Consider the following 16,960-nt stretch of genomic DNA (forward strand, 5'->3'; position numbering starts at 1 on the left):
TCCCATGAGCGACACCCACCGCCGCCTGCCATGAGCCACACCCTCGACCTGCCGCTGGACAGCCCGATCCAGCCCGGCCTGATGGTCATCCACGGCAATCGCATGGAAGACCTGCGCGACCTGCTGACCGCCTGGCTGGCGCGCGCACCACTGCGTCCGCTGGAAGACGAGCTGATGCTGGTGCAGAGCAACGGCATCGCCCAATGGCTGAAGTGGGCGCTGGCGCGGCCGGTGGGCGAAGGTGGCGGGCTGGGCGTCAGCGCGGCCATCGACGTGCAGCTGCCCGGCCGCTTCCTGTGGGCGGCGTATCGCAGCGTACTCGGGCGCGATGCGGTGGCTACCACCTCGCCGTTCGACAAATCGCGGCTGAGCTGGCGACTGCTGCGCCTGCTGCCCGCGCACCTGCACGAAGCCGATTTCGCCCCGCTGCGTGACTTCCTGCGTGACGATCCTGACGAACGCAAGCGCTACCAGCTCGCCGAACGCGTGGCCGACCTGTTCGACCAGTACCAGGTCTATCGCGCGGACTGGCTGACCGACTGGGAACACGGCCGCTTCGAGTTGCGCGACGAGTTGCGCGGCCCGCCCAAGCCCCTGCCGGTGGACCAACGCTGGCAGGCGCGCCTGTGGCAACTGCTGCTGGAGGACGTGGGCGACGAACGCCACAACCACCGCGCCGCCGTGCACCAGGCCTTCCTCGACCGCATCGGCACGCTCACCGAACGTCCTGCCGCGATGCCACGCCGCATCGTGGTGTTCGGCATCTCGTCGCTGCCGCAGCAGACGCTGGAAGCACTGACCGCACTGGCGCGCTTCAGCCAGGTGCTGCTGCTGGTGGCCAACCCGTGCCGGCATTACTGGGCCGACATCATCGAAGACCGCGAGCTGCTCAAGGCCAGCCAGCGTCGTCACGGCAACAAGCCCGGCCTGCCGGCCGAGCCGCGTTACGAAGACCTGCACCTGCACGCCAACCCGCTGCTGGCCGCATGGGGCCGACAGGGGCGTGACTACATCCGCCTGCTCGATGCCTTCGACAAGCCGGAGGGTTACCGCAACCAGTTCGCCGCGTGGAACCGCAGCATCGACCTGTTCGCCGATACCGACGGCGGCACGCTGCTGCGGCAGATACAGCAGGCCATCCTGGATCTGGAACCGCTGCCGGCCGATGCCGTGCAGCGCAAGGCCTGGCGCGACAACGACCACTCGCTGCGCTTCCACGTGGCGCACAGCCCGCAGCGCGAAGTGGAGATACTGCACGACCAGCTGCTTGCCCTGTTTGAAGACGCCGCGCGCCGTGGCGAGCCGCTGTCGCCGCGCGACGTGATCGTGATGGTGCCGGATATCCAGACCTATGCGCCGCACGTGCAGGCCGTGTTCGGCCGACTGCCGCCGGACGACCCGCGCCACCTGCCCTTCTCCGTGGCCGACCAGCCCTCGCGCGGCGCCGTGCCGCTGATGGTGGCGCTGGAACATCTTTTGTCGCTGCCCGAATCACGCTTCGCGGTGAGCGACCTGCTCGACCTGCTCGACGTACCTGCCCTGCGCGCACGCTTCGGTATCGACGACAACGGCCTGCCCACGCTGCGCCGCTGGATCGAAGGCGCGGGCATCCGCTGGGGCCTGGGCCGCGAACAGAAACAAAGCCTTGAACTGCCGGGTATCGAACAGAACACCTGGCGCTTCGGCCTGCGCCGCATGCTGCTCGGCTATGCGGTAGGCGACGGCGACACCTGGCATGGCATTGCGCCGTACGGTGAAGTGGGTGGCCTGGATGCCGCCCTGGTCGGTCCGCTGATCCTGTTGATGGACGGGCTCGAACAATGGTGGTCGCGCATGCGCGAACCCGCCACGCCGGAGCAATGGCAGCAACGCCTGCAGCAGTTGCTGATCGACTTCTTCGATGCGGACGACCCGTCCGACAGCGATCGGCTCACGCGCCTCAACGATGCGCTGGACGCCTGGCAGGAAGCCTGCGCCGCCGCTGACTTCACCTTGCCGTTGCCGCTGAACATCGTGCGCGAGCACTGGCTTTCCTCGATGGATGAAAGCCGCCTGTCGCAGCGCTTCATGGGCGGCGCGGTGAGCTTCTGCACGCTGATGCCGATGCGCGCCATTCCATTCCGCGTGGTCTGCCTGCTCGGCATGAACGACGGCGACTATCCGCGCCGCCAGGCACCCGCCGACTTCGACCTGATGGCCCAGCCCGGCCATGCACGACCGGGCGACCGCTCGCGCCGCGAGGATGACCGCTACCTGTTCCTGGAGGCGCTGGCCTCCGCGCGCGATGCACTCTACGTGAGCTGGGTGGGACGCAACGTGCGCGACAACAGCGTGCTTCCTCCCTCCGTGCTGGTGGGCCAGTTGCGCGATTACGTAGCGGCAGGCTGGCATCGCGAGGGCGAGGACGCCACGGCACTGCGCGCCTGCGAACACCTGCTGGATGCCATGACCACCGTGCATCCGCTGCAGCCCTTCAGTCGTCGCTACTTCCGTGCCGACGCCGATGCACGCCTGTTCACCTATGCGCGCGAATGGCGCCAGGCGCATGACGAGCACGACCATCACGCCATGAACGCGCCGCTTTCGGCATGGGAGCCGGAATCGGCGGTGAGCATGGGCCTGCTGCAGGGCTTCGTCGCGCGCCCCGTACGGCACTTCTTCAACCATCGCCTGAAGGTGCACTTCGGCGACATGGACGAAGAAACCAAGGATGACGAACCCTTTAGCCTGAATGCACTGGAACGGCACATCGCCACCACCGGCGTGCTGCGTGCGGCCGTCGCCGCAACGGATGCACGCGCGGCGGTGGACATGGCGACGCGGCAACTGCTCGATCAGGGCGCCTTGCCGCCCGGCGGCTTCGGCGAACTGGCCCGCGATGCGCTCTCGCGCGAAAGCGGCGAACTTGCCGCTCGCTGGCTCGCCGCCTGCGAGCGCTGGCCGCTGCAGGACGAGAAGATCGAAGTACTGCACGAAGCACACGGCGTGCGGCTGGAAGACTGGCTGACCGACCTGCGCCGTGGCGATGAAACGCCGTACGTGCGCCTTGAGCTGGCCACCGGCAAGCTGCTTCAGAAGAACGACGTCCGCTACGACAAAGCCATCACCGCATGGGTGGTCCATGTGGTCGCGCATGCACTGGGCCTGCGCATGCAGACGCGCATCATCGGCGCGGACGCCACCCTGCTGCTGCGCCCGCTGGACATCGACGACGCCACCATGTGCCTGAACGCCCTGCTCGCCTGCCTGCGCGAAGGCATGCGCATGCCGCTGCCCATCGCACGCCAGACGGCATTCGCCTATCTCAGGGACAAGAACGATCCCGAGAAGGCACGCAGGCAGGCGGCATTGGTGTATGAAGGCAGCGGCTTCGGGCTGGCCGGCGAGGTGCAGACCGATGCTTACCTCGCGCGCGCGTGGCCGACCTTCGAGGCGCTGGAGGCCGGCAACATCTATCACTGGCTGGCGCTCTACGAGCCGATGATGCCGGCGATCACGAAGGAAGGCGGCGCATGATCACGACGGCGCCCCTGAAGCCGCTCGCGCTACCGCTGCACGGCATACAGCTGATCGAAGCCAGCGCCGGCACCGGCAAGACCTGGACCATCGCCGCCCTGTACCTGCGCCTGGTGCTGGGTCATGGCACGCCCGAAGGCAAGGCCTTGCTGCCTTCGCAGATCCTGGTGCTTACCTTCACCAAGGCCGCCACGGCCGAACTGCGCGAACGCATCCGCGAGCGGCTGGGCGAAGCGGCCGACGTGTTCCGCGGTCGCATCGAGCCGGACGATTTCCTGCGCGACCTGATGGCGCTCTATCAGGGCGACGACGCGCTGGCATTTGCGGCGCGCCAGCTCGACCTGGCCGCGCAATGGATGGACGAATCAGCCATCCACACCATCCATGCCTGGTGCCAGCGCATGCTGGGCCAGCACGCCTTCGACAGCGGGCATCCCTTCGTGCAGGACACCGACACGGATGAAAGCGCATTGCTTGCCGACGTGGTACGCGACTACTGGCGCTGCCATTTCTTTCCGCTCGACCGCGACGGTGCCGCACTGGTGTCGCGCTGGTGGAAAACGCCCGCCGACCTGCAGGCCGACCTGCGTCCGCTGCTGAAACAGCCGCCGGAGAGCCTGCGTCTGGACGGCCGCCCACTGCCGGATGCCGGGCGCGTGCTGGAGGATTTCCGCAAGCACGTGGGCGCCGCCGCCGCGGCGGAAGAACACGCGCGTCAGCGCTGGCTTGAAGACATCGACGCCATCGAGGCGATGTTCGCGCAGGCGCTGAGTGCCGGTGCGCTCAACGGCAACAAGATGCGCAAGGAGAAGGTGAACGACGAACTGGCCCAGCTCCGCGCCTGGGCCAGCACCGGCGCGGATGCCTCCACCGCCCTGCCCCGCTACACGGGATCCGCGCTGGCCGCGGCCAAGAACAAGAATGCCGAGGCGCTGCAGCATCGCGCGTTCGACGCCATCGAAGCCTGCGTGGAAGCACAGGGACTGGTCGCGCCGTGGCGCGCACCCGTGCTGGCCCATGCCACCGGCTGGGTCGCGGCCAAGCTGGAGGAAACCAAGCAACGCCGCTCGCAGCTGGGCTTTGACGACATGCTCAAGCGCCTCGATGGCGCCCTGCACGGGCATACCGGCAAACGTCTGGCCGATACCATCGCCGCGCAGTACCCGATGGCGCTGATCGACGAGTTCCAGGATACCGACCCGCTGCAGTGGCGCATATTCCAGCGCATCTATGCGCGTCGCGACACCACCGGGCTCCTGCTGATCGGTGACCCGAAGCAGGCGATCTACGGTTTTCGCGGCGCCGACATCCATACCTATCTGCGCGCACGCGGCACGGCGCAGCAGCCGATGTGGACGCTGGGCACCAACTATCGTTCCACCCAGCCGCTGGTGGGCGCGGTGAACCGCGTATTCGAGTTTGCCGACACGCACGACGACGGCGCCTTCGCGTTCGGTCAGGGCAAAGACGCATTGCCGTTCCACGCCGTCGAGGCACGTGGCCGCAGCGAGACGCTGGAACTCGATGGCCATGCACTGCCGCCCATGCAACTTGCCGTGCAGGCCGCCGATGAACCCGTCAGCAGCAGTGCCTACACCGACCTGATGGCGCGCCAGGCGGCGGCTTATCTGGTCGAACTACTCACGGCGGCGCAGGAAGGTCGTTGCGGATTCCGCCAGCCGGACGGAACACTGCGCCCGCTGCAACCGGGCGATACCGCCATTCTCGTGCGGCGCGGCGCGGAAGCGGCCAAGGTGCGCGAGGAAATGCAGCGACGCGGTCTCAAGAGCGTGTACCTCTCCGACCGCGACTCGGTCTATGCATCGCCGGAAGCCGCCGACCTGCTGCGCTGGCTGCGCGCCTGCGCCGAGCCCGGTTCGGACCGCACCATGCGCGCCGCGCTCGCCACGCCCACGCTGGGCCAGAGCGATGCGGAGCTGGATCGCCTGAACCTCGACGAGCATCACTGGGAAGCCTGCGGCGACCGCTTCCGCCAGCTGCACGTCACCTGGCAACGCCACGGCGTACTGGCCATGCTGCACGACCTGCTGCATGCCTTCGACCTGCCTGCGCGCCTGCTCGCGCGCACGGATGGCGAACGCGCGCTGACCAATCTGCTGCACCTGGCCGAGTTGCTGCAGCACGCAGCGGCCACGCTGGATGGCGAACATGCACTGATCCGCTACCTGGCCGCGCAGATGGCTGCGGCGAGCGATCCGCAGGCCGATACTGCCGAAGAACAGATCGTGCGTCTTGAAAGCGAGGCGGCGCTGGTCAAGGTGGTCACCATCCACAAGTCCAAAGGCCTGGAATACCCGCTGGTGTTGCTGCCCTTTGTCTGCTCGGCGCGCGAACTGAAGGCGGACGACAGCTTCACCTGGCACGACGACAGTGGCGAGCTGCGCATGGACCTGCGCGCCAACGATGCCGCACTCGCGCAGGCGGATCGCGAGCGCCTGCAGGAAGACCTGCGCCTGCTCTATGTCGCCCTGACCCGCGCGCAATACGCGTGCTGGCTGGGCGTGGCGTGCACGCGCGCCGGCCAAGGCAAGGCATCCACGCTGCACAAGGCGGCGTTCGGCCATGTGCTGTCCGGCGGCGCGAAAATCGAGCCTGCCGATCTGATGCCGCGACTCGAAGCGCTGCGTGGCGACGCATCCGGCATCGCCATCCAGCGGCTCGACGCGCCGGCAACGCAGGCCCTGCTGCCGCAGCAGACACAGGCGGCGCCGCTGTGGGAAGCCCGCACGTATCAGGGTCCCGCCGCCGAGCGCTGGCGCGTGTCCAGCTACAGCGGACTCAAATACGCCGAAGTCGAAGAGATCCGCCTGCCCGCCCCGGAAACCGCCGCACAGGACACCTTGATCGAAGCCAGCGCCGAACAGGTCGTACTGCCAGCAGCGGGCACCACCGTGGCGCAAGGCATTCATGCCTTCCACGCTGGCGCCGAAGCCGGCACCTTCCTGCACGACCTGCTGGAGTGGGCCGCCGACGAAGGTTTTGCACAGACGGCCGACAACGAAGCGGCGCTGGAGAAGGAAGTCGCCCGACGTTGCCAGCGTCGCGGCTGGCAGGCGCATATCGCCATGCTCACCACGTGGATCGCCGGATTGCTGCGCACCCCGCTCGCCCTGCCCGATGGCACGCAGGCGTCGCTGGCGCAGATGTCCAGCCATTACGCCGAACTGGAGTTCTGGTTCGAGGCCAATCACGTCGACACGCTGGCGCTGGATCGCCTGGTCACCGCACACACACTGGACGCCCGGCCGCGCCTGCCGTTGCTCGCCGAGCGCATCAACGGCCTGCTCAAGGGTTTCATCGATCTGGTGGTGGAACAGCAGGGTCGCTATTACGTGATCGACTACAAATCCAACAAGCTGGGCAACGACGCCAGTGCGTACACGACGGAGGCGATGCGCGACTCGATCCTGCGCGAGCGCTACGATCTGCAGTACGCGCTGTATACCCTGGCCCTGCATCGCCAGCTGCGCGCCCGCCTGCCCGCCTACGACTACGAACGCCATATGGGCGGCGTGGCCTACCTGTACCTGCGCGGGGTGGATGGCGCGGGACATGGCGTCCATGTCGAACGCCTGCCGAAAACCCTGATCGACGCGATGGATCGCCTGTTCGCCAGCGGAGGCCAAGCCCGTGTCGCCTGACGCCCTTCCCGTTGCCATGGAACAGGCCATCGAACGCGGCTGGCTGCGTCCGCTCGACGTGGCTTTCGCGCGCTTTCTTGAAGCGCAGGCCGCCGATGCACCGCCCGCACTGCCCTTGCTCGGCGCGCTCACCAGTCGCCAGCAGGCCGACGGTCACCTGTGCCTGGATCTGTCCGCGTGGGCGTCGCTGGCCGACGACGCCGGCTGGCCCGCCGAGTGGCGCCACATGCTGGCGGAAGCCGCCCAGGCGCCAGCGTCGCTGCTTACCTCCGCACTGATGGCCGACGCCGGCGATGCCACGCAGGCATCGTCACCCCTGGTGCTCGACGGCAGCCGCGTTTACCTGCGCCGCTACTGGAACCACGAGCAGCGCGTGGCACGCGCCATCGCCCAACGCCTTGCCAGCGTTCACGAGCCCTCGCCGCGGCTGCCAACCCAACTCGCGCGATTGTTTCCCGCACCGGCCGCCAATGGTCCGGACTGGCAACGTGTCGCCTGCGCACTGGCCGCACGCGGCGCCTTCACCGTGATCACCGGCGGCCCCGGCACCGGCAAGACCACCACGGTGGTGCGCCTGCTGGGCCTGCTGCAGACGCTGCATCGCAAGGAGACTTCGCGCCCCCTGCGCATCCGGCTGGCCGCGCCCACCGGCAAGGCCGCCGCGCGCCTGCAGTCGTCCATCAGCACGCAGATCGCCCAACTGGACGTGGACGACGACGTGCGCGCCAGCATTCCCAGCCAGGTCGATACGCTGCATCGCCTGCTCGGCGCTCGACCGGATACGCGACGCTTCCGCCACGACGCCAGTCATCCATTGCACCTGGATGTGCTGGTGATCGACGAAGCGTCGATGATCGACCTGGAGATGATGTCTGCCGTGCTCGCCGCCCTGCCCGACGATGCGCGCCTGGTGCTGCTCGGCGACAAGGACCAGCTTTCTTCGGTGGAAGCCGGCGCGGTACTGGGCGACCTGTGCCGACGCGCGGAAGCCGGCCACTACGACGCGGCGACCGCCGCGTGGCTGCTCGACACCACGGGCGACCGCATCGATGCATGGGTACGCGACGATGCGCGGCCGCTGGACCAGCACGTGGCCATGCTGCGCCACAGCCATCGCTTCGGCGCGGACAGCGGCATCGGCAGGCTGGCGCAGTACGTCAACCGTGGTGACGCCACCGAGGTGCAGGCGTTGCTTTCCGTACGTCACGCGGACGTCGCGTGGACCGATGCCGCCGCCGATACGCGCAGCTTGTCCCAACTCGTACTCGACGGCGGCGCAACGCAGTTCCTGCCGGCGGAAAGCAACGCGCAGCCGCAGGGCTATCGTCACTACATCGAGTGGCTTCGCCGCGAACGCCCGGCAGCGCTCGCCGATGCCGCCAGCTACGACACCTGGGCGCGCGGCGTGCTGCGTGCGTTCGGCAGCTTCCAGCTGCTGTGCGCGCTGCGCCAGGGGCCCTTCGGCGCAGAAGGACTCAACCGGCAGATCGCCGGCATCCTTCACCAGGCGCAACTGATCGACACCAGCCACGAGTGGTACGAGGGTCGCCCCGTGCTGGTCACCCGCAACGACTACAGCCTGGGCCTGATGAACGGCGACGTGGGCATTGCCCTGCGCATCCCCGACGCGAACGGCGTGATGCATCTGCGCGTGGCGTTCGAGGTGGCTGGCGAGGCGGGCAGCAACAGCACGCGCATCCGCTTCGTGCTGCCCTCGCGCCTGGGCGAGCGCGAAACGGTGTATGCGATGACGGTGCACAAGTCGCAGGGCTCGGAGTTCGATCACGCGGCCCTGGTGCTCCCGGCGGACGCCAGTGCGGTGCTCACGCGCGAACTGCTCTACACCGGCATCACCCGCGCGCGCCGCTGGTTCAGCCTGCTGGCGCCCAAAGCCATCGTCCGCCAATCGGTGGAACAACCGGTGCACCGGCATTCCGGCCTGCACCTGCGTTGGACCGACAACGGCACCTGAGGCCGTCAACAAAAAAAAAGGCCGCCTTGCGGCGGCCAGGTTTACGCGGGAAGCGTCGTCACCAGCATCCGTTGGCGGTGGGGGTTCGTGCCCCGGTCTGGTTGAGAGTCAACGTGCCGCACAAGCTGTCGCGCCCCAGCTGCACCGTGGTCGGCGTGGCCGTGATGGTGAAAGTGGCGCGGTCGGTGGCCTGCGTAATGGTGTAACTGCGCGACACCTCGCCCTGGCACCCCAGCTGCGGATCGGCGTTGGCGGTGCCGCCGGCGGTCTGGTCGTAGCGCAGGTTGGTGGTGTAGTAACGCTCCATGTAATTGGCGTACTGGGACAGGCAAGCCTGCGCGGCCACGCGGTTCGTCTTGGCCACGTGGCGCGTGTAGTTCGGCCAGGCGATGGCAGCGAGGATCGCAATGATCGCCACCACCACCACCATCTCGATCAGGGTGAAGCCACGCCCACGCGGGTGGATGTCATGGGGCATCGGGTAAGCACTCGTCGTTCGCATGGGATGTCCTCAGGGGTTGACCAGTTCGCGCCAGGACACGCGCAGGCGCTCCCCGTTGCCACCACGCTTGAGCACCTGCCCACGCGAGCCGTTGTCCATCGTCACCACCATCAGCTTGCCGATGATGGTGGCGCCGTTCGGCAGCGAGCCGAAGTACACGCCGTTGTTCGGCGCGGTCTTGCCGCCGGAGGTGACGCCGTCCTTGCCGTCGATGGCGCCGTCACCGTTAGTGTCGAATACGTTGTCCGCGAAGCTGGAGCCGGTGAATGGGTCCAGGTACATCGCCCAACCACCGCCGGACGGATTGCACACGTCCGTTGCCACCGGAATGCGCGTGATGCCCACCAGCCGGCGCGTATCGAAACCGTTGGCATTCACCATGCGCTCGCCCTCCGATCCCTTCGTGGGCGAGGTGAGATCCATGTACCAACCGGACTTGCCAGCCAGGTCGCCCGCCGTGGCCGGCGAGGTGGAACGGCCTTGCGTGGATTCCGCATCGATGGTGCGGACCACCAGCGCACCCCGCCCCTTGCTGGCGAGGTTGTCGGTCAACGTGGTGTCGGTCGAACCCACGATGATGCCGAACCAGCTTTGCGTTGCCTTGCTCTGCAGGTCCGCCGCGGCCAGGTAGCGACCCGTGCCGAAGAACAGCCAGGTGTTGCCGGTGTTCGGATCGCGCCCCATCAGCATGCCGGCCGTGATCGGCAGTGCGGCTTTCGCGGCGTTGGTGGCGGTGAACACGAGGCTACCCGTGCTGCTGGGCCTGGGCGTGCCGTCGTTGAGCACGAACTTCCACACGCGACCCAGAATGTCGCCCGCATACGCCTCCGTGCTGACGCCGTTGCTGGTATCGCCAATCCACACGGCCGGTGCGGCCATGCCGTTGCCAGTCGTGCTGTCCGTGGCGTGTACGGTGAGCGCGCCATCCGCCAGCGCGAACTGCAGCAGGGCCGCGCTGTCCGGTCCGCTGTTGTAGCCGTTGCCGATCAGCACCGACCACACGCCATTGGCGGTCTGCGCAATGACTGGCTTGCCGGTCATCTGGCCGATGGCGCTGCTGTTGTCCTTGCCATCCGCCGCCGAACGCTCCCACAGCAGCGAGTAAGCGGCGGGGTTGGTCACGTCGATGGCGTAAACCGCGCGTGCCGGGCCACGGCCCGTGGTACCCACGGCCACCGTGCGCCACGCCTTGGCCGTGGTGTCGTAGACGTCGGCCACAGTCAGTTCGCCGTCATTGAAGAACTGATGCGGCAGGCTGGTGGAACCGTAGTCGGGATCGGCGTAAGTCTTCAGGCCGCTGGTGATCACCGCCCCGGGCAGGTACGCATGGGTTTCCACACCGCTGTCGGCATTGAAGGCATGAATGAAGCCGTCGTTGGCGGCGACCAGCACGCGCTTGTCGCGCTCTTTCTTGGTCACGGCGAAATCGACGTACGCCGACGAGCCGGTGAAGTTCTGCCCGATGAACTGGTTGGCATCCGGCGCACCGACGTACACCGGCTGCGAGTTCACGATGTCGCCCAGCGCGGTGCTGCGGTTGCGCAGCGCACCCTTGTTGCGCTGCTCCTTGGTCCCGTCGCCGCGCATGTAGGCAATGATGGCCTGGTTGTCCGCCAGGGTGCTGGTCAGTGCCTTCTGCTGGTCGGCGGAGAACAAGTTGAGGTTGGTCGTGGTGAACTCGAACGTGTCGGCGCCGTTGCTGCTCGTGTAGAGCTTGCGGTTGGCAGCCGCCGGCAGCACGGCGCTGGCCGTCCAGGTCGCGGTATCACCCACGCGGTCATTGACGATGGGATACGCCTTGAGATCACCCGTCCACTTGGCGGTGAGGTAATTGGCCTGGTACGACACCGTGCCAGAGGTGAGCTCGGTCGAGTTGGACGCCAGTGCCGCGCCCGTGCCGACGCGTTCAGCGGCACGCTTCAGCGCATCCTTCAGCGCGGAGGAGAACTCCTGCGGACTGCTCGCGGAGTTGAAACTGCCATGGCCGTTGATTGCGGCATGCGCCAGGTCGGCAATGTTATTGATGTCATCGGCCGCGGGCGCCGGCCAGCTGAAGTTTTTGATCGCATCGCCGCCCCGGGCCCAACGCGCGATCTGCTCGTACGTGGTCCCGCTGGGCTGGATATTCGTCGGCGTGAAACCCAGTCCCAGGGTGAAGGTGGTCATGTGCTGCCAGAAGGCCGGATCTTCATCGCTGATCGGCACTTCGTCCGCCGTGTCGGTGCGCAGGTCTTTGATCCAGTAGTACATGGCCACGTCGGCGAGCGTGAGGGAGCGGCCATCGCGATACGGCGCCTGCGCGTCGAACACGTAGGAACGGTCACCCGTGCCCTTCACCGTCAGGGCTGTACTGTCGACATCGCCGATGCTCGTGGAAGCGGCGGCGCCGTTCCAGAAACCGTCCGTGGTGAGAATGGTGTACGACTGGCGACAGGCCAGCTCGCCCTTGCCGCTGCCGGTGTTGTAATCCGGGTCGGACGACATGCTCCCCCAAGGCTGGGCAGTCTGGTAGTACTGACCCACCGCGTCCAGCGCGGCGCGCAACGGCGTGCCGTTGTTCGCCTTGCCACCGGCCAGCCAGCTCCAGAACGCCGCCTTCTGATCGGAGAACGGCTTGACGTTGGCAATGACATAACCGTTCTTGGTGGTGCGATCAGACGGCAGGCCGCTGTTGTTGTTGCCGTCGATGGAGCCAAAGCCGATACGGAACGACGGGTCGATGCCCGAGAACGACTCCATCACGCCGGTCTTCGCCATCAGCAGGCGCGTGTGGTAGTACGAAAACCAGTTGGCGACGTTTTTCTGCACGTCACTCGACTCGGTACACACCGCGTCGCCCAGTGATGCGGCAGCGCAGGCGCCCGTCTTGCCCACGTAGTAGCGGGTATAAGTGCCGTTGCTGTTCTTCAGCGTGTACTTGAACAGCGAGGCCAGAATCTTGATGGTAGAACACTGCTTGCTCGACGAGTCGTACGTGTCGCCGCTGTTGCAGACCGGGTTGTTCGGACTGTAGTACTGCGGGTTCCTGCCGGAGGTTTTGCACTTGCCCTTGTTCGTACCCGTGGTTTCCAGCGAGTCGCCAGACTGACAGGTCCAGGTCGGGGCGGACGTGCCCGTGACCGTGGTAAAGGTCTGCGTATAGGCGATGTCGCTCTTGCTGGCACCGTTCTGGCTCGCATCCTTGGAGCCGTCGTAACTGGACAGGTCCACCTTGCCGGTGCCGGTGTTGAAGCCGTCATACCACGCGGCATCGAACGCGGCATCCGCATAACGCGTGCCGTCGGCCTTGATGGGCGCCTTGTACGTCACCGTGGGGTTGTAATACACACCGTTGACCACCGAGTAGGTCAGGTCGTCCTCGTTGCGTCCCGCGAGATACTTCCAGTCCGGCATCACATCCCAGGCCATGGAGCCCGAGTCATCCAGCATCAGCACAAGGTTGGGCGGCAGCGACTTCTGGATGATCAGCGGCTGCTGCTCCACCGTAACGGCCCACGACGGCGTACTGGCGATACCCAGCACGCAGACCACCGCACCGGTGCCCAGCAGCCTGCCGAGAAAACGCCCTGCGCGACGGCGCAACGAATATGGATTGCTCATGGCGATACCGCCCCCTGATGGAAATGCGCGGCATGCCGCCGCGCCGTTGCAATGAAACTCAGCGCTGCTTGAACACGGTCTGCAGGACCACCACGGCGCGATCGCGCACACCCTCGGCGGCGGGGTTTCCACTGCGCGCCGTGATGCGGTAGTAGCCGGCGGTGGTCGAGCCACCCGATACGCCGTAGTTGTGCGAGCTCGCGTTCTGGCCAAAGCCGGCGTCGGCGTCCGGATCGGCCCAGTCGCCCATGTTTTCGATCACGTACTGCGGCTGGCCTGCGGCCACGTCGGCCGCCGTGAACTGGCCCGCCGCCGTACCCGTTTCCACGTCGTAGATCTTTCCGGCGGGAAGGTTCGGGTCGTCGAACGGATTGGACAGGCAGATCACGCCGCCGGCACGGCAATTGCGCGCCACTTCGTCCGGATGCGTGCCGACCCGCAACATGGCCGTGCGCAATGCAGCTTCCGCACTCTGGAAAGCGATCTGTCTGTCGAACTGATTGGCTGCCATGTGCTGCTGCATGATGGTGCCGCGCACCGCGGCAAAACCCACCAGCGTCATCACCACCAGCAGCAGCAGGGCAACCACCAGCGCGACGCCCTGCTGGCGCACCGGTGAACGCTGCGCCATATGGCCGGCGCGCGATGAAACCTGGCTGGAATACTCGGTTTTCACGTCAATTCACCCGGTTGCGCAAGGTGGTGGTCATGGTCATGTCACGCGTGATGGCCGTATTGGCCGTGCTCGCGTGCGTGTCGTTGCTGCGCATGCTCAGGGTGGCGCGTACCGCACTCACGTTGTTCCAGTTGGTCACGTTGGACGCCGCCACGAAAGGTGTCGCCAGGCCATCCTGGTGATAGGTGAGTTGCAGGTTGGTCACGCCGCGCACCATTTCCTGGCGCGTGAGCCCGTTGGCGCCCGCACGCCCGAACCGGTACAGCGAGGTACCGCCATCGGGGTTCCTGCCGATATACCAGTCGGCAACGTTCAGCCGCGTCAGGTAGGCATTCGAACCGAACGTGTAGAAATTGGCCGTGCCGCACGACGTGGGGAAACCCAGCCCGGTCGAGCAGTTGCCGGCGGTGGTGGCGTGGCTCACCGTTTTCCCGGTCGCGCTGTACGCGCTGGACTGGAAGATGGCCGCATGGTCGTAATCGCAGACGATGAAGACATCCTTCGCTGCGTAGTCCGGGTCCGCCTCGTTGAGCACGAACTGCGCCGTGGTGGGGTCATGCGACGCCACGCTGTGGCTGGCGCTGTCGCCGCCCAGCAGCTGCAGCGAGTGCGTGTTGGCAACGCGGTCGCCATCGCCATTGCCGGCCGCAACCACCGGGTCGTTGCCTGCATAGCCGCGCACGGCGTTGTCCCAGTTTGCCCACCAGGCGGCGCCGCCAGCGGTCGGGCCATCGTTGAGCACATTGGCGACGCGCGCGCTGTTGCTGCATGCGGTGAGGCCGGCATGCCGGATATCGCGCGCCAGCAGTTCGAACGCCAGGCGCGTGCTGTCCTGCACGTCGCTGAGCGCGCGGTTGGTTTGATACACGCGCTGGTTGGAAAGAAACACGCTGCCTGCGCCAGCCATCACCACCAGGCCGAGCACCATGGCCACCATCAACTCGACCAGCGTAAAGCCGCCGGTCGAACCGCGGCGATGAAGAGAACGGAACGAACGCCGCGTCATAGCATGCCCCTGGTCACGACCGACTGGTTGTTCGCACCGCCGGTGCCGGCGCGGCTGTCGTCGAACTGGATAGTGATGGTGCAGTCGCCTTCGGCGCCCTGGCAGGCGATCTGGCCGGTGGTCGATTCCACAGCGCCCAGCGTCGCGCCCAGCGTGTTGCACCAGTCGTGCAACTGCACGCTGGCCAGCGTCGAACCCTCGGCGGGGCAGGCGCTCGCCTTGATCGCCCCACTGGTGTTGTAGCCGCCCGCCATCGCCACCGTGCGATCGGCACGCATGGCATCCAGCACGGAGTAGCTCGCCACCGTGGCCATGCTGCGCGCCATGGCGCTGTTGTTGGTGGACAACGAGGTGGCCTGCAAGGCAGCGACGCCAAGGAAGGCGATGGACAGCAGCAGCACCGCCACCAGCACTTCGATCAGCCCCACGCCACGTTGCGCGCGGACGGCTGCGCGACAACGCGCCCGGTGTTGGTTGGAAACACGTGTGGTCATGAGCACTCCCCCGAATCCGTCGTGGTCTGCAGCACGGAGCCGGCCACCATGCGGAGTACCCGATGGTTGTCCTTGTCGAATGACGGTGTACAGATATCGATGACCTGCCCGCTGTAAGGCAAAGCGCTGGTCGTGGCGTGGGCGATACCCTGGGCGGTGAAGCGAAGCGCCTGCAAGTCGCCGTTCAGACGCAGCGAACCACTGAGGTCGAGCTGGCTCTCCCGCACCACCACGACCGTGGTCGACGCGCGCGCCACCACGGCGCCTGCCGACGTACCGCAAAGATCACCCAGCGCGTCGCTGGAGTTGCCGCTGCTGGAGTTGCTGCACAGCTGCGTGCGCGCGTTGCGCTTGATGGCTTCCATCCGCGCGATCTGCACCGCGTTGACGACTTCGTTGACCGAGGTGGTCAGGCGATTGGAAATGGTGATGTGGCGAAAGCTGGGTACCGCGACGGCGATCAGCACCGCCGCCACCGCCAGGGTCACCACCAGTTCGACCAGCGTGAACCCATATGCCTTCCGCAGCCCGCCTATGCGGCCCTGCCCTGGCGCCTTGATACGCATTGCCAGCCCCCTTCCGACTACTTGCGTGAAGCTTAAGGATTACACGCAGTATCGTAAATTCATACGCTGACGAACGGTAAGAACTTGCCGATAAATGGTAGGCCGGATGATCGCTAGCGAGATGCCCGTCACATCCAACCAATACAATCAACTAGATAACAAGGCAAGGATTGCCGTGGGGCGGCAATTCCCAAGGGCAACACGGTCGTTAGTTTTTGCGCTCCAGATCACCCCCGGTCAAGGCCTTTGTAGGAGCGCACCCTGTGCGCGACCGGGGTTGCCGAGGCAGCCCGTTCCGCAGCCGGCGCTCACGGGGTTCACTCCCACAGGTGGTTAGGGCTGCCCATGGCCCGCTGCATCACCCCGTCCCAAGCCCCTGTACGCGAGAGGGAGTGCCGAAGCCTCCCGCCCCGTCGCGGTCGCGGTCGCGGTCGCGGTCGCGGTCGCCGTCGCCGTAGTCGTCGCCGTAGCCGTCGCGCACAGGGTGCGCTCCTACAAAGGCCTGGGCCGACCGCTCCATGGCCCAACGGAGACAGAGCCCGAAGGCCCCGTTTCCAACGCGGCGTCTCCGCCCTTCACGCCGGGCGACGCTGCTGCGTGGCGACTACGAGCTGGCGTGCTCCGCGTGCTCCAGGAAAAGCGTCTGCAGGTCGCCGCCCAAGTCACCGCCCGCGCAGATAAGCCGGAACCGGCCGCCTTCCCCGCTCAGCCGGCAGGTGCCGTCGATGATGCCGAGCACGTTCGCCACGGCGTCGATGGTCACCTGCCGCGTGAGTTCCAGCAGCACTTCGCGCTGATCCGCCGACAGCTCGCCGAACAGTTTCAGCACGCGCTGCCAGTACGGGTCGGCGGCCTGCTCTGCCCGGGTATTGAGCAGCAGGCTCCGGTAGATGGCGTTGTTCTCGTCCACCACGGCCACGCTCAGGCTCGCTACGAACTCATCGGGTGTCATGGAACTTCCTTGAC

At 66.6% G+C, this 16,960-nt stretch carries 11 protein-coding genes; 3 read left to right on the forward strand and 8 right to left on the reverse strand.

What is annotated here, in order from left to right; genetic code table 11:
• Positions 1-30 precede the first annotated feature (30 nt).
• Genes recC through recD form a run of 3 tightly spaced genes read left to right on the forward strand, consistent with a single transcriptional unit; the run spans position 31 to position 9,150 of the window.
• The gene (gene recC / locus H8F01_RS03470) at positions 31-3,516 is read left to right on the forward strand and encodes an exodeoxyribonuclease V subunit gamma (protein ID WP_187057692.1); all 3,486 of its coding nucleotides are present in this window, start codon (positions 31-33) and stop codon (positions 3,514-3,516) included.
• Complete coding sequence (gene recB, locus H8F01_RS03475) at positions 3,513-7,178, forward strand: exodeoxyribonuclease V subunit beta (RefSeq protein WP_187057693.1); 3,666 nt, start codon at positions 3,513-3,515, stop codon at positions 7,176-7,178. The genes recC and recB overlap by 4 nt, the downstream gene beginning before the upstream one ends.
• Positions 7,168-9,150 (forward strand): exodeoxyribonuclease V subunit alpha, encoded by a 1,983-nt coding sequence (gene recD / locus H8F01_RS03480; protein WP_238481133.1) that lies wholly within the window; start codon positions 7,168-7,170, stop codon positions 9,148-9,150. Before recB ends, recD begins: the two co-directional genes overlap by 11 nt.
• 58 nt (positions 9,151-9,208) lie before the next feature.
• On the opposite strand, the gene H8F01_RS03485 is transcribed toward recD, so the two are convergent.
• The 8 genes from H8F01_RS03485 to H8F01_RS03515 all read right to left on the reverse strand — a co-directional run bounded on the left by H8F01_RS03485 (position 9,209) and on the right by H8F01_RS03515 (position 16,946).
• The gene (locus H8F01_RS03485; RefSeq protein ID WP_274380579.1) at positions 9,209-9,652 is read right to left on the reverse strand and encodes a type IV pilin protein; all 444 of its coding nucleotides are present in this window, start codon (positions 9,650-9,652) and stop codon (positions 9,209-9,211) included.
• Between the two features lie 9 nt (positions 9,653-9,661).
• Positions 9,662-13,252 carry a pilus assembly protein gene (locus tag H8F01_RS03490; protein WP_187057694.1) on the reverse strand — a complete coding sequence of 1,197 codons (3,591 nt, stop codon included), beginning with the start codon at positions 13,250-13,252 and terminating at the stop codon, positions 9,662-9,664.
• Between the two features lie 58 nt (positions 13,253-13,310).
• Positions 13,311-13,928, reverse strand: a complete 618-nt coding sequence (locus H8F01_RS03495) for a pilus assembly PilX family protein (RefSeq protein WP_238481134.1) — start codon at positions 13,926-13,928, stop codon at positions 13,311-13,313.
• Position 13,929: 1 nt separating this feature from the next.
• A complete protein-coding gene (locus H8F01_RS03500) occupies positions 13,930-14,934 on the reverse strand; it encodes a PilW family protein (protein ID WP_187057695.1) in 1,005 nt (334 codons plus the stop codon).
• Positions 14,931-15,428, reverse strand: a complete 498-nt coding sequence (pilV, locus tag H8F01_RS03505; protein ID WP_187057696.1) for a type IV pilus modification protein PilV — start codon at positions 15,426-15,428, stop codon at positions 14,931-14,933. Before pilV ends, H8F01_RS03500 begins: the two co-directional genes overlap by 4 nt.
• Positions 15,425-15,994, reverse strand: a complete 570-nt coding sequence (locus tag H8F01_RS03510) for a GspH/FimT family pseudopilin (protein ID WP_187057697.1) — start codon at positions 15,992-15,994, stop codon at positions 15,425-15,427. The genes pilV and H8F01_RS03510 overlap by 4 nt, the downstream gene beginning before the upstream one ends.
• Before the next feature lie 358 nt (positions 15,995-16,352).
• The gene (locus H8F01_RS21940; protein WP_274380580.1) at positions 16,353-16,475 is read right to left on the reverse strand and encodes a hypothetical protein; all 123 of its coding nucleotides are present in this window, start codon (positions 16,473-16,475) and stop codon (positions 16,353-16,355) included.
• 123 nt (positions 16,476-16,598) lie between these two features.
• Positions 16,599-16,946: a hypothetical protein gene (locus H8F01_RS03515; protein ID WP_187057698.1), complete on the reverse strand. Its 348-nt coding sequence runs from the start codon at positions 16,944-16,946 to the stop codon at positions 16,599-16,601.
• Between the last annotated feature and the right edge of the window lie 14 nt (positions 16,947-16,960).

Origin of the sequence: Dyella telluris (genome assembly GCF_014297575.1) — a bacterium.
GTDB lineage: Bacteria > Pseudomonadota > Gammaproteobacteria > Xanthomonadales > Rhodanobacteraceae > Dyella > Dyella telluris.

Coding starts and splice junctions, on each gene's coding strand:
- H8F01_RS03510 (WP_187057697.1), bottom strand. CDS start 15,994: ATGCGTATCAAGGCGCCAGGGCAGGGCCGCATAGGCGGGCTGCGGAAG.
- recC (WP_187057692.1), top strand. CDS start 31: ATGAGCCACACCCTCGACCTGCCGCTGGACAGCCCGATCCAGCCCGGC.
- H8F01_RS03515 (WP_187057698.1), bottom strand. CDS start 16,946: ATGACACCCGATGAGTTCGTAGCGAGCCTGAGCGTGGCCGTGGTGGAC.
- H8F01_RS03485 (WP_274380579.1), bottom strand. CDS start 9,652: ATGCGAACGACGAGTGCTTACCCGATGCCCCATGACATCCACCCGCGT.
- H8F01_RS03500 (WP_187057695.1), bottom strand. CDS start 14,934: ATGACGCGGCGTTCGTTCCGTTCTCTTCATCGCCGCGGTTCGACCGGC.
- pilV (WP_187057696.1), bottom strand. CDS start 15,428: ATGACCACACGTGTTTCCAACCAACACCGGGCGCGTTGTCGCGCAGCC.
- H8F01_RS03490 (WP_187057694.1), bottom strand. CDS start 13,252: ATGAGCAATCCATATTCGTTGCGCCGTCGCGCAGGGCGTTTTCTCGGC.
- recB (WP_187057693.1), top strand. CDS start 3,513: ATGATCACGACGGCGCCCCTGAAGCCGCTCGCGCTACCGCTGCACGGC.